The sequence below is a fragment of the Thermoactinomyces sp. CICC 10522 genome (assembly GCF_016055075.1).
GTDB lineage: Bacteria > Bacillota > Bacilli > Thermoactinomycetales > Thermoactinomycetaceae > Thermoactinomyces_A > Thermoactinomyces_A daqus.
This window is the reverse complement of the sequence record NZ_JAECVY010000029.1, coordinates 1-14,112: the sequence shown is the minus strand read 5'-3', so window position 1 is coordinate 14,112 and position 14,112 is coordinate 1. Positions and strand designations below refer to the sequence as shown.

Genomic DNA, 14,112 nt, shown 5'->3' with positions numbered 1-14,112 from the left:
TACTGCATATTAAATTTCCTTTATCTGTTTATTCCCCTGAAATATACAACCCCTAGCCCTTTTCTCATGAAAAGAGCCAGGGGTTTGTCATCAGCCTCAACCACCCAAAGGATGGCTCTTCTTTGTTGGGCAATGAATTTTAGATCGGCTAATACGGGTATTATGAAGCTTCTTTTAATACATTATTCATTTGAAAGTGCTCCTAAGAGCAAATCAAGGGTAGCCCTCGACACCCTAGGTCGAGAATAGGCAACTCTATGTTTCAGGGAAAAGTTGATAACAGGAGTGATTTTGATTCAGGCAGCTATTTTTGTAACCTTCGTTTTTTCAAAGAATAAAATATCTTGAAACAACGCGTTTTTCTGTCGGGACCCCGATTTAGGGATTCCGCCTCATTCTTTCCTGTACCATTTTTTCTATTCGTTCAAATCTTTCGTCAATACTGGATATCCTTCGTTGAATTTCTTCTGCAATGCTCATATGTTTTGTTATAATCTGCTCCATGTGCTCAGGCTTTTTCCTTTCTTCACGACGAATTGAAATGGTGTACGGATAATAAGGATGCAAATCCATTTTTCTCACCTCATTTTCTTAGGAGCTACTGTCTCTCCAATGAAAACCGCTAGAGGAACCACTTGAACTACTTTCCCGCCAATGAGAACTGCTCGAGGAACTGTCCCAGTGATCCCAGTGATGCCATCTATGCCAAAGAATATGTTTTAATATCTTAGTGGCTCTTTTGCTGTGTTGGTATGCTTTGTACAACGGTTGGTAGTGGTGATGTGTTGGATGGTGAAATATCGGATACCTAGGAGGCATTGGGTACGTAGGGATCATTGGGTACACAGGAGGCTTTATGTGTTCCATACAATCCACTCCTTTTTAAGAACGGTTACATGATGTATCGTATTACCGTTCTTTCTGCATGGAAACTAGGTCGTTTTCCTCAAATTACAGCCCAAAACCCTGAATTCATGGCTTGAATTAGGATCATACAATTTCATCATCTTCGGTAGTAAGGTCTGCACATAAAGTAGGCTGAAGGTAAGTTCCCTCAGCCTTAAAATGGAAGATCAATTAACACAGGCCAAAATGGTTAAGAAAAGAGCCAGGAGTTTGTTATCAAGCTCAGAGCCACTCTCATGTGGATCTTCTTTGTATGCCTATGGGCTATAATGGTCTTATGTTTTGTGCATTATTCATTCAGAAGTAAAAAAAGCTGTCCCCGACGCAAGGGCAGCTTTTATTATTCCGGAGAACAGTTCTGGCACACATTGATTTATTCGTAAGATGGCACGAATTTATGACAAAGGTGATCCACCTTTTCCGCCGCTTGGTTCTAAAAAACCAAAGGATAAGTTCCGACTCCGGTCATTATAGGAACTTTTCAGGTGGTTTTTACGGAACCGGAAGGCCCTATTTCCCATTTCTTGGGCAGATGATATGTTCACCCCCTCTTCCTTCCGCTTTCTCAGGAGCGAAACCATTAGCAGAAAGGCAGGAAACGCGATAATAAAGACATAGCTGATAAAGCTGAGCCATTGGCCAAACTGCATGATCTCGTAGCGGGTATTCGGAAATAAAGCGATGAGAAAACTGATGGCTCCGGCCAACCACGGAGACTACGACGGAAACCCTTGATTAGGTAAGTCGTGAAGTTGCGAGTGAAAAAGAAATTCCCACTTTTTCCACAGATTTTTCACACTTTCCACAAGTACAGGAGCATTTAGATTTTTTCGATTTATATGCTCTATTTCATTTCGGGGGTACCTAGGGTATTCAGAACGATTTTTCATCACTCTACGAGCCTCTTAGACCCCTGTTTTTACCAATTCCAGCATCTACCACCTTTTGAATTGTCAGTTCCGTCATCTCTTGTTGTTTCATGTAATATCCTCTATTTTTTTGAAATTTTTTAATTTACGTATTGATTGTAACACAGGGAATGTTTAAAATAAATATACACCAACTAGTCGGTTTAAATAACTAGTTGGTGTAAAAACAACCTAAAGGATTGATGAATCGCCCAAGTTAATGAAAAAGAAATTCTCTCTTTTTCCACGGATTTTTCACACTTTCCACAAGTACAGGAGCAATTTAGATTTTTCGATTTATATGCCCTATTTCATTTTGGGGTACCTAGGGTATTCGGAACGATTTTTCATCGCTCTACGACTAGACCCCTGTTTTTACGAAAGATGGCACGAATTTATGGACCGACAAATTTAATACCTACTTCCTTAAAAAAATCGACTTATTTTTCATATGTAAAAGAAGGTATACTAAGGGTGAATTTCAGGATCTCCCTAAACAACTCTTCTATCTTAACGCTGCGGTGTCGCAAGAAAGACCGCAGCGGTTTTTCATAGATCTTAATTTACAAATGTCAACGTTGGATTAAATTGACTCACTTGATTTACTCACCCCGCAGATCCCAAAGGAGCTCCATAAACTCCTCCCTTCATTTTTGCGCGTAATCGATAACTTTGACCTAAAATGTTTTTAACATGGGAATAGGCTAAAAGGGAGGATCGATCCGTCGATTTTGGGGTCATTTACCCAAGGGTAGGCCCCTTGCTCGTTTTTAAGGGAGATAATAAAAAGCAAACCTACATCCTGTACTCTCAACGTACGAAATGTAGGTTTTTTGCATATAAAATGCACGATGAACCAGATTAACGATAGTCGTTTGCAACACGAGGGAGAGAAGAAGTTTCAAGAGTTGCGCCTGTTTCTTTTGGGGTATCAAAAATTATTTCAATATCCTTCATACCTAAAACACGTAAAATACGGTCATAGGTATGAGAAGTGATACCAATTGATCCACCTTCGATACGAGAAATAACGGACTGATGCATTGGTTGTCCTGTTTCTTCTTGGACACGTTGAGCCAGTTCTTTTTGAGTTAAACCCAGTTCGATACGGCGAGCAAAAATAGCTCTCCCCATCATACGCGAAAAACTATATACAGCTTCTTTAACACCCGGCACACTTTCCAATAGCTCCATGAGCTCCTCATGATTTTTTGGATTACTCATATGAATCCCCCATTCGATAATATTTGTTCGGGTTTTGCCGGAAATCTTTATATATTTCAGTTGCTTCTTTAACCATTTCATCAAATTTCACAGACGATGTTTGCCTTTTAATCATGGCGTTGGTAACAAAGACATATTCCGTTCCTTGGTAATAGTGCGTAAATAACACCATTCGAAAGGCATAGCCTTTTGGATAGGAACCTACATTAACCCGGAATTCCACAAGCGGAAAGTTGTATTCAAGTCGTTTTAACAACTCGAACTTAACAGAGATACCAGTTGGCGTTTCTACATAAAACGGTTGCTCATTAATTAAATTCCACGGTGGAATCCCCGCTTTTTCAATTGCTTTGATCCCGTTTCTGATTTCAATCACCATTTGGTTGAAATAGGGGTGGCCTTGCCTTGCTTTTTGAACGATACTTGCAATAAATTCTAATGCTGGTTGAGATCCGTCTTCTCGACGAACGTAAACAAATTTTACTTTACTCATATTATATAACAAAACAATCATAAGATGCCAGAAAACTTATGATTATTTTATTATATTCCCTCCTTTACAGGGAAATATACCGTAATGAATTTTTGTCTGGAACAACAACTGCTTTTTTAATCACTTAGTTTTATCTTGTTTAATTCCTTCTTCTAGGGGTTGTGAGGAATTAGAGTTATAATCAGCGGGGGTACCCAGAGTATTAGGAACGATTTTTCGTCGTTCTACAGCGCTCCTAGACCCCTGTTATTAGGGGAAACGGCTCCAAAAGGAGGTTGCCCTACCCGACACCTCTGATAAAAATAAAATAACCGCCCCGTTTACGGTGGAGCGGTCAGAGAACAGTTTTTCAACGATGGATCGGTATTCATTTTATCACAACAGGGAGAGTAATAAAAAATAAATCCATACTTTTTCCACAGGTTTTTCACATTTTCCACAAGTACAGGAGCATTTAGATTTTTCGATTTATATGCCCTGTTTCATTGGGGGGTACCTAGAGTATCAGAAATAAATTTTCGCCGCTTAGAAAGGCTTCTAGACCCTTGTTTTTACGAATGTAAAAGAGCTACCCCGACACAAAGGGCAGCTTTTATATTCCAGTGCATGCTTCTTCTACCTCTTTTTCGCCGCTTCAAACACAAGAAAACCTCCACTGAATAAGTCAGCGGAGGTTCTTCTAATTCCAAAATGGATTCAATCAAACTGTAACTCTTCTGATCGGTAAATTCGCCTTTGAAATTGCGGTGGAGCAAAAGTTCTAATTCCAAAATGGATTCAATGGAACCTCCGTCGTTTCTGGCTTTTGGGGATTCTCGATGCTCAAAACCCGCATAACTCCGTTATCTACAAACCTCAAAATCCCTAAAATGAGGGGGGTTTGTAGATAAATACGAGGTCTGAGCTTTAATGAACATAAAATTATGATAACATACATAGCTCGATTAGTCAAAAAAATCAATGATTTCCCTATTATAGACCTTCATAACCTTACATATGTGAACTGATCGATTTGCCAAATTAGATTTTTTCGATTTTATACCCTATCTCATCTGGGGGTACCCGGAGTATTCGGAACGATTTTTCATCGCTCTACGGCGCTCCTAGACCCCTGTTTTGAACCATATAAAAGATGCTACCCGAATCGGGTAGCTTTATTTGTTCCTGGGGAAACAGGATTTGGTTGGCATCAATTATTTATTCGAAAGGTGAAGCAATTTTATGTCCGGGTAATGACATCATGAGTGAAAACATCAGGACATCAACATAAAAAAGCATCACCACGAGAGGGTGATGTTAGAAGGAAGCTTTGCCTTATCCAGTATATCCTATGAGTAGGCAGTCAATTACTCATTACTCCATGAAAAAAGCCGCACTTGGCGGCTACTGGGGAACAAATATGAAATCGCGTGCTATTTGGCATTTTGGCCCAGCAATCGAAAATTAATACGTTTTAATCAGGCGATATCCCCAAATACTTCCGCTTTTGATTGTTGAAATACCCCCCCATGCTATTCTATAATGACCACTGGGACATTTTTTGGGTCAATGTTTGCGAAATGTTATCGAGCTAAAAGGAAGATAGTTAGAATCTGTCTTTCCTTTTTTTATTTTATGTGCATGATTTTGCGCACGTACCGTTAGCCTCGTATAAAAGAAATGAGGACACCCAAAAAGGACGTCCTCATTTCTTTTACGATACTAATTTTCGTCCTCACAGTACCTTTCTCCAATCACAAAAATCCCTTCATTGGATGAATTTTCACTGATCACAAGCAGATTTGCACGTTGTACTCCCTCAGCCAGGCGTCTAGCAAAATGAAACGTTCAAGCATGGTAATATTCGGATAAGTAATGGGGTTTGTCGTCATTCCTTGAACGATTTCCTTTAGTTTGCTTCGATCGATTAATGGCACCAAGGGGGATGTTTTATCATCTATGATCGACAGAAGCCGTTTCCGTAGTGCTCTGCTATATACTGGGCTATATGTCGCGGGATAGGGATTCTTGCGTCGATAAAGCACATCCTGTGGTAACACTTCAGCAAAAGCCCGGCGAAGAATTCCTTTCTCGATTTCATCGACACATTTCATCTCCCAGGGGATATTCCACACATATTCGACCAGACGGTGATCACAAAAAGGCACACGCACTTCCAGTCCGGTTGCCATGCTCATGCGATCTTTTCGTTCCAACAGCATGGTTAGGAAGTATTTCAAGTGCAAATAGAAGATTTCCCGCATGCGTGCATTGGTTTCATCTTCCCCATGCAACCGTGGCACCCGGGCAATCGCTTCTTGGTACCGCTCCTCTACATATTCATAGGGATTCAGCTTTTCGGTCAGTTCAGGAGACAAAAGGTGGTTTTGTTTGTCGTTTTGCAAAAAGACCATCCATGGAAAGGTATTCGCTTCCCAAATCTCTTTTTTATGGAACCAAGCATAACCTCCAAATACTTCATCCGCGGATTCACCTGAAAGAGAAACGGTGGCTGATTTTTTCATCTCCTTAAACAGCAGGTATAAGGAGGTTCCCATATTCCCCATCGCTGGGAGATCATGAGCCCGATAATTGATTTCCAGATTATCAAGCAATTGTCGGTCATTCAGTACTACAATTTGATGCTCAGTCTTAGCATGTTCAGAAACACGACGAACCCATGGTGTATCCAAACTCAGATGGAATTCATTCGCTTTGAAATCTTGTTCACTGTTCTCAAAGTCGACCGAAAAGGTACGGAGCGGTTCCTTGCCTTGATTTCGGTACTCTTGAGCGGCGATAGCAGCCAGACCGCTTGAATCCAATCCACCGGACAATAGCGAGACAACAGGTTGATCCGCCACTAACTGCCGCTTCACGATATCATAAAGCAGTTCCCTCAATTTTGTAACGGTTGTCGGCAAATTATCTAGATGGGGATGACTCTCTAACTGCCAATAAGTGTGTTCCCAACTTCCGTTTCGTCTGAAGCGAATCAGATGCCCCGGCAACACTTCACGAATTCCTTCATAAATCCCATGCCCGGGAGTACGGATCATTCCTAACATCAATTCAGTCAAACCTTCAATCCCTACTTTTGCTTTTACATCCGGATGCGCTAAAATCGCTTTCATTTCTGATGCAAACAGGATACTCTCCCCTTTTTTGAGATAGAACAGGGGTTTTACGCCCAAATGGTCACGCACCAGCAATAGTTCTTGCACTCGTTCATCCCAAACCGCAAACGCGAAAATTCCATTTAAACGCTTGGCCATCTCTGCCCCCCACTCCAAATAGGACCGTAAAACCACTTCTGTATCGGAGCGGGTGGCGAAATGATGCCCCAATCCTTCTAACTCTTTGCGGAGTTCCTGAAAATTGTAGATTTCACCATTATAGGTTAAGACGATTTTTCCGTCCGGATGTTCAAAAACCATCGGTTGCGCGCCACCATCGCGGTCGATGACAATCAAGCGTCGATGTCCCAACAAAGCCCGCTCGGATACCCAAATCCCCTGTTTGTCTGGGCCACGCCAATACAGTGTTTCTGTCATTTTTTCTATGATTTCCTCTTTTGCTCGTAAATCCTGTTCCCAATCGATCCAGCCGGCGATTCCACACATAGACAATCTCTCCTTTTATTATTTAGAATGTCTATAATTTAGGTTGTCTAAATATTATCCAATATTATTTTATCATAAAATGTAATACTCTTCTGTTATTTTTTACTGAAGATTACTGTAAACTACTCAGATAAAAAACAGACTTTTGAGGTGAAGAAGGTATATTCTAAAGGTAACATTACCGACAAATGATTTTAAATTCTTTCGTTTATAAGGTTATTTTAAAATCAGAGGATATATTGGTTTTTGTTACTCTACGATTCTTCTTTAGGGGCCAATTTTTTGAGATAATGAAAGCTGCCCTTTGCCATTATCTCAGGCCGTACGGCACTTGTGCCTATATTTATTTATAGGCATGGGCTTTTTGGATACATTCGGGTGAGTTCCAAGGATCAGAACATTGACCGACAAATGGAGGAAATGCTGGCACTCGGCATCGAAGAGCGCGACATATTCATTAATAAGGAGTCCGGGAAAGACTTCGACCGTACCAATTATCAGGCCCTTAAACGTTTCTTACGAAAAGGCGATATTCTTTATATCAAGTCAATCGACCGGTTTGGCCGTAATTCCCGAGAGATTAAGCGTGAATGGGAAGAGATCACCCAAGAGATAGGTGCGGACATCCGGGTGATTGACATGCCGCTCCTGGACACGACAAAGCATAAGGACACGCTTGGTTCTTTTGTGAGCGATCTGGTCCTTCAGGTGCTGGCGTTCATGGCTGAACGGGAACGCGAGAACATTAAACAGCGACAAAGGGAAGGCATTGCGATCGCTAATTTATGAATAGTATGCCGTCCACTAAAGGATAGGTAGAATCCTACCAACAGAAGAAAAAATCAAGCTATTTATTCAGGAAATTTCGGATCGGGCAGCAAAAAAGCCGTCTATGGAACGGCTTTTTTGCTGCAGATATGGGCCTGTTTTAATTCGGATAAACCGAATATACGCTTATTATGAACTTTTTTTCTTACGTTATTCTGCTTTAGCCTGTCAGTGTATTTTCACGATTCTTAGGGCATATTATAAGTAATCCGTTCCGTTTCGCTGACTAGACCTTTCTAGACCTTTCCAGACCATACGCAGAATCGCTTGGCTAAGGAAGCGGTTTGGCGTTTTTTTGTGTTGGTAACTGACCATATACAACCATGTCCACAGCCAGCAGTCCCTTTGATAAAAAAGAAGAGCCACATGGGAATGGCTCTTCTCTATGTTAGGGCTCCCCGATACTTTTATATAGTCTCATGTTTTGTGCATTATTCATTCAGGAGTAAAAAAGAGCTGCTCTTTTGTCGGGGGCAGCTTTAATTATTACAGGGAAACAGTTGGGATTTGGCGTCATTTATTTATTCGTAAGTTGGCACGAATTTATGGACCGACAAATTTAATGACTACTTCCTTAAAAAAATCGACTTATTTTTCATATGTAAAAGAAGGTATACTAATGGTGAATTTCAGGATCTCCCTAAACAACTCTTCTATCTTAACGCTGCGGTAATACAAGAAAGACCGCAGCGAACCCGTCTAGGAGACGGCAAGGATTCGCCATATCTGAAAATTTTTCCAGACAGAAGCTCATAGATTTTTTCGAATTTATATAGACGTACCTAGATTATTCAGAATTCGTGGCTGAGACCGCCCACCTGAGCGCTCTGGAATTTCTCGGAAGAACTAATCATGAAAACAGTTGCATAAAAACCGATAGACATGAAAAAATCGCAAATAGTCCAAAGTGAGGTCTTCATTTTATATCTCTATATAAATTAAGTCATATAGAAAATATGGAGGAGGAATAAACAAATGATGATACGAAAACCAAGAATCATTTTAGACTTCGAATTCAAATCCCCTAAATCTCCTGAATACTTACAAATTGGTGATCCCATTTTTGTTAATGGTAAACCTTATGAAATTAAAAATATGTTCCTCTATGCAGGTCAACGCACCTTTCGTACCGATTTTGGCTTAATTAAAGAAAAAGAAATTGTCTAATTGAAGCGAAAAAATAGGGGCGGCGTCATGCCTCTTTCAATTTTCGTAAAAAAGGGATAATAAAGAAAAAAGGAGAGCGACCATGTATTTTCGCGAATAAATTGTAGCCAAGGAATTAGCGGGGTAAAAATCATGCGAAAGATCAAGATATCGATCCCTCTTTTTATCTTACTATTCGGAACAGTAATCCCGATTCAGGGCATTCTTGTTTCATTAGCCGGTCTCGATAAATATTGGCGTGAATTCTCTTTAAGCTTTGTTCTATCACTGATCCTAATGGATTGGATAACAAAAAAGGAGAAAGCCGCCTCGATTTGGACAGGTATTGCAATGATTATATTTGGGGATCTTTTCTTTATAGGAAGTCTCTTTTTGAAGCAGTTCATTAAATGATCGGGTAATAGAGAGGTATATTCGGGGTACCCAGAGTATTCAGAACGATTTTTCATCGCTCTGTGAGGCTTCTAGACGCCTGTTTTTTACGAATTGAAAAAAAGCTGTCCCGATGCTAAGGGCAGCTTTCATTATTCCTGGGAACAGAGTTTGCTGTTCTGGTAAAGGTAGCGAACGTCGATTTTGGGCATTTGCCCAAGAAATAGAAAAATGACTTGAGGCAAAGTGGTTGTCTCAAGTCATTTTGTGTTTAACTAATTCGATCTTAATGAATATCCCGCTTTTTAAACCTTCCGCCTCTTACTTCATGGATGTTCGCAATTGCGAGGAATGCTTCAGGATCGATATCTTCAACGATCGCCTTTAACTTAGCCTCCTCTAAACGTGTCACTACACAAAAGATTACTTTTTTATCGTCCCCTGTATATGCCCCTTCTCCACTTAAATACGTTACTCCGCGGCCTAAGCGGTTTAAGATACATTGCCCTAACTTTTCCGGCTTATCGGTAATGATCCAAACGGATTTTGTTTCGTCAAATCCTTCAATCGTCGTATCAATCATTTTGAAAGCAATAAAATAGGCGATTAACGAGTACATTGCACGATCCCAGCCAAACACAAATCCTGCGCTTCCAAGAATGAAAATGTTTAAGAACATCACGGTTTGTCCTACAGAGAAAGGGAGTTTTTTGTTAAACATGATGGCCAATATTTCTGTTCCATCTAATGATCCACCGTATCTGATAACTAAGCCGATACCAATTCCAAGAATAATTCCGCCAAATACAGCAGCCAATAAAGGATCGTCTGTTAAAGGGGGAACTGGATGTAGTAAGATAGTTCCGATTGACATGACGATGACACCAAACAAGGTAGAGATCGCAAAGGTTTTCCCTATCTGTTTGTAACCAAGAAAGAAAAAAGGCATGTTTAGAACAAATAAAAAAGCCCCTAAACTTAGCCCAGTACAGTGAGATAACATAATGGAAATACCAGTGATTCCTCCGTCAATGACTTGGTTAGGAACTAAAAATATCTCCAAGCCAACGGCTACGAGCACCGCACCAAGTAATATCAAGATTCCACGCTTCAGTATCTTTGTTGTTGTCAGCTTTTGATGATCTATTTTATCGTTTTCAGGTGCAACTGTTCCCACATACAATACCTCCTATTTAACTTCTGGGCGCTAACATTACTATCACACCAATGAGACAAATACTTGCTGTAAACAGTTTTAAATCCATGCCAGTGATGGTTATTGTATTATTTCAAGTACCAAGTTGCAAACAGTGAAAGCATTAAAGGTTATCTTGCCTCAGTTAAAAAAAGAAGATTTCGTTTTGTCACCGTTTCAGAATTAATAAAATTTAAGCCTCTCATAGTAGGAGTAATACCAGCGTAGCTGTCACTAGGTGCAATCTAGCTTCCATTTACTAGAAGTCCTGTTTTTTGGGGCTTTTTTTCATGAGCGTAGACCCGTTAATATGTTCGTGTAAAATAATTCATGCAAAGGAGACGCTTATGAAAAAGAAATGGGACGTGGAAGAGTTAGTGGAGCGGTTTACTTTCTTGCCCATGGAAATGAATTTGCTATCAAATAAAACGCCTGAAAACCGATTAGGATTTGCAGTGTTATTCAAATTCTTCCAAGATCAAGGTTATTTTCCTCAAAGTAAACAAGATATTCCTGATCCAGTTCTTAAATATATTGCTAAACAAGTAAATGTTCCAGATGATTTGTTGATTAACTACAATTTTGATGGGAGATCCGCCAAAGCTCATCGCTCTCAAATACGTGAGTATTTCGGATTCCGAAAGAGTACAATCGAAGATATGGATCAAATTGCAGTATGGCTAAAAGAAAATGTTTTGAATCAGGACACTGATTTGTCTTGGGTTAAAGAGCATGTCTATATGGAACTTCGCAAACGGCAGTTGGAGCCCCCTACTCAGGGCCGTATGGAAAGGTTCTTACGCTCAGTCATAAGACAGCACGAAGAAGAATTCTTTCATAAGACCTATGAACAAATAACAGAACAGTCCATGAGACAAATGGATCGACTCATCTATCTTTGGACAGAAGAGGAAAATGACTCGAGTTCTCTAGGTGAAGAAGAAATGCCAATAACTTTTCGAGAACTTGTCGCTGATCCGGGGAGGGTGGGACTTGATAGCATTTTTCAGGAGATAAAGAAACTACGTACAATTCGAAAACTGGAGTTACCCGAAAATCTTTTCTCCAATCTTCCGTCGAAGGTACTAAAAAAATATAGACAAAGAGCGATATCAGAGGACATTCGAGAGTTACGACGTCATCCAAACCATATTCGCTATACATTGCTTGCAGCATTTTTTTGGAGTCGGAGTAGAGAAATTACCTATAATTTGGTAGAGTTGCTCATTCAAATAGTCCATCGAATCGGTGCTCGGGCAGAACGAAAAGTAGAAAAAGAAATTCTCCATGATTTAAAAAAGGTGAGTGGAAAAACCAATCTCCTATATCGAATGGCAGAAAAAGCCTTAGAGTATCCAGATGGGATCATAAAAGAAGTTCTTTATCCGGTTGTGAATGAACAGACATTGCGTGATATTGTGAAAGAAATGAAGCACACAGGTCCGGCTTTTCGTCAAAAGGTTTATACTGTCATGCGAGCTTCCTACGGAACTCACTATCGAAAGATGGTTCCAGAAATTCTTGATGTTCTGGATTTCCGATCAAATAATGATGTTCATAAACCAGTTATCGAGGCGTTGGAGCTGTTAAAGAAGTATGCCAATACGAATCATCGTTATTATGCTGAAAGTGACCACATTCCGATTGAGGGGGTTGTCCGTTCCTCTTGGCTAGATACAGTCATTGATAAAGAAGCAAATCGTATTAATCGAATTAATTATGAAATCAGTGTGTTACAAGCATTGCGAGATAAGCTCAGGTGCAAAGAAATCTGGGTTGTTGGGGCAAATCGTTACCGAAATCCGGAAGAAGACCTCCCCTCGGATTTTGATCTACGCCGCACCGAGCATTATAAAGCATTAAAAAAGCCTTTAGAAGCAGATATGTTTATCGAAGAACTAAAACAGAAAATGCATACGGCTCTTGAAAGATTGGATAGAGGATTACGCCAAAATCAAAAGGTGCGAATCTTATCAAAAGGCTCTGGATGGATTTCGGTAACTCCGTTGGATGCTCAACCCGAGCCCAAGCATATTACAATGATAAAAGCTGAAATCATGAAAAAGTGGCCTATGACCAGCTTACTCGATATTTTAAAAGAGACGGATCTTCAGATTAATTTCACTGAACAATTTAAAACGTTAGGGAACCGTGAAGTCCTAGACCGGGAAACTATTCGAAAAAGTCTCATTCTTTGTCTGTACGGATTAGGAACCAATACGGGTTTAAAACGTGTATCCGCAGGCGATCACGGAGAAAATTATAAGGATTTATTGTACATAAGGCGCAAATTCATTCATAAAGAAAATTTGAGGCAAGCCATCTCTCAAGTCGTTAATGCCATACTACATTATCGTATCCAAGATATTTGGGGCGAAGGAACAACGGCTTGTGCCTCGGATAGCAAAAAGTTTGGAGCTTGGGACCAAAATTTGATGACCGAATGGCATATTCGTTATCGCGGCCGTGGAGTAATGATTTACTGGCATGTAGAAAAGAACTCAACCTGTATCTATTCACAGCTTAAATCTTGCTCATCTTCAGAAGTTGCAGCCATGATGGAGGGTTTACTTCGCCACTGCACTGAAATGGAGATCGAAAAAAACTACGTAGACACACATGGTCAAAGTGAAATTGCATTTGCATTTTGCCACTTGCTGGGCTTTCAGCTTATGCCACGATTTAAGGCCATTCATTCGCAAAAGCTATACCGACCCGATTTAGGATTAGGTGATCTATATCCTAATTTAAATCCTGTTTTAACCCGGCCAATCAATTGGGATCTTATCCGCCAGCAGTATGATCAAATGATTAAATATGCTACTGCCTTACGTCTTGGTACAGCGGAAACAGAAGCGATCCTGAAACGATTTACCCGTAATAGCAGCCACCCTACTTACCGTGCCCTAGGAGAATTAGGAAAGGCCATTAAGACCATTTTTTTATGCGAGTACCTTCATTCTGAGGAGATACGAAGAGAGATCCATGAGGGGTTAAATGTGGTCGAAAATTGGAACTCCGCCAACAGTTTCATCTTTTATGGTAAAGGTGGAGAGATACAAACAAACCAAATTGAAGACCAAGAAATTGCTGTTTTATCCTTGCATCTTCTTCAAAATTGCTTAGTCTTTATCAATACATTGATGATTCAAGAAGTACTGTTAGAAAATGATCAATGGATTTTAAAGAAGCTTCAACCAGAGGATTTCCGTTCACTTACTCCCCTTATTTATGCCCACGTAAACCCCTATGGTACATTCCAATTGAATATGAATCAACGATTGACTCTTCGAAACATCAGCGCCTAACATTGGTAAATGTCAACGCCGGAATTAAATTAACCCACTTCAGCCGGTTTAAAATTGACCCATCCCGGCGTTTTGTCACTCAGACTCTGAAGAGCCTCCATAAGCTCCT

The 14,112-nt window shown here is 40.2% G+C and carries 8 protein-coding genes and 1 pseudogene; 4 read left to right on the top strand and 5 right to left on the bottom strand.

The genetic code is table 11. From position 1 onward, the window contains the following. Window positions 1-378: 378 nt before the first annotated feature. The 4 genes from I8U18_RS16870 to asnB form a co-directional block, all read right to left on the bottom strand. The gene (locus tag I8U18_RS16870) at window positions 379-573 is read right to left on the bottom strand and encodes a hypothetical protein (RefSeq protein WP_198065115.1); all 195 of its coding nucleotides are present in this window, start codon (window positions 571-573) and stop codon (window positions 379-381) included. Between the two features lie 2,102 nt (window positions 574-2,675). Then, a complete protein-coding gene (locus I8U18_RS16865) occupies window positions 2,676-3,038 on the bottom strand; it encodes a helix-turn-helix domain-containing protein (protein WP_198065114.1) in 363 nt (120 codons plus the stop codon). Beyond that, complete coding sequence (locus I8U18_RS16860; RefSeq protein WP_198065113.1) at window positions 3,031-3,531, bottom strand: hypothetical protein; 501 nt, start codon at window positions 3,529-3,531, stop codon at window positions 3,031-3,033. Before I8U18_RS16860 ends, I8U18_RS16865 begins: the two co-directional genes overlap by 8 nt. A 1,769-nt stretch (window positions 3,532-5,300) precedes the next feature. After that, window positions 5,301-7,133, bottom strand: a complete 1,833-nt coding sequence (asnB, locus tag I8U18_RS16855; protein WP_198065112.1) for an asparagine synthase (glutamine-hydrolyzing) — start codon at window positions 7,131-7,133, stop codon at window positions 5,301-5,303. A gap of 345 nt (window positions 7,134-7,478) precedes the next feature. Here asnB and I8U18_RS16850 point away from each other — a divergent pair. The 3 genes and pseudogenes from I8U18_RS16850 to I8U18_RS16840 form a co-directional block, all read left to right on the top strand. After that, a pseudogene (locus tag I8U18_RS16850) lies at window positions 7,479-7,913 on the top strand (recombinase family protein); the annotation flags it as partial. 1,023 nt (window positions 7,914-8,936) lie between these two features. Then, the gene (locus I8U18_RS16845; RefSeq protein ID WP_198065111.1) at window positions 8,937-9,128 is read left to right on the top strand and encodes a hypothetical protein; all 192 of its coding nucleotides are present in this window, start codon (window positions 8,937-8,939) and stop codon (window positions 9,126-9,128) included. A gap of 132 nt (window positions 9,129-9,260) precedes the next feature. Beyond that, window positions 9,261-9,521, top strand: coding sequence for a hypothetical protein (locus tag I8U18_RS16840; RefSeq protein WP_198065110.1), 261 nt, complete (start codon window positions 9,261-9,263; stop codon window positions 9,519-9,521). Between the two features lie 265 nt (window positions 9,522-9,786). Here I8U18_RS16840 and I8U18_RS16835 read toward each other — a convergent pair whose 3' ends face one another. Continuing rightward, window positions 9,787-10,677: a YitT family protein gene (locus tag I8U18_RS16835; protein ID WP_198065109.1), complete on the bottom strand. Its 891-nt coding sequence runs from the start codon at window positions 10,675-10,677 to the stop codon at window positions 9,787-9,789. A gap of 365 nt (window positions 10,678-11,042) precedes the next feature. Here I8U18_RS16835 and I8U18_RS16830 point away from each other — a divergent pair, with 365 nt between their 5' ends. Then, window positions 11,043-14,003: a Tn3 family transposase gene (locus I8U18_RS16830; RefSeq protein WP_198065108.1), complete on the top strand. Its 2,961-nt coding sequence runs from the start codon at window positions 11,043-11,045 to the stop codon at window positions 14,001-14,003. Window positions 14,004-14,112: the final 109 nt, after the last annotated feature.

Coding starts and splice junctions, on each gene's coding strand:
- I8U18_RS16870 (WP_198065115.1), bottom strand. CDS start 573: ATGGATTTGCATCCTTATTATCCGTACACCATTTCAATTCGTCGTGAA.
- I8U18_RS16865 (WP_198065114.1), bottom strand. CDS start 3,038: ATGAGTAATCCAAAAAATCATGAGGAGCTCATGGAGCTATTGGAAAGT.
- I8U18_RS16860 (WP_198065113.1), bottom strand. CDS start 3,531: ATGAGTAAAGTAAAATTTGTTTACGTTCGTCGAGAAGACGGATCTCAA.
- asnB (WP_198065112.1), bottom strand. CDS start 7,133: ATGTGTGGAATCGCCGGCTGGATCGATTGGGAACAGGATTTACGAGCA.
- I8U18_RS16845 (WP_198065111.1), top strand. CDS start 8,937: ATGATGATACGAAAACCAAGAATCATTTTAGACTTCGAATTCAAATCC.
- I8U18_RS16840 (WP_198065110.1), top strand. CDS start 9,261: ATGCGAAAGATCAAGATATCGATCCCTCTTTTTATCTTACTATTCGGA.
- I8U18_RS16830 (WP_198065108.1), top strand. CDS start 11,043: ATGAAAAAGAAATGGGACGTGGAAGAGTTAGTGGAGCGGTTTACTTTC.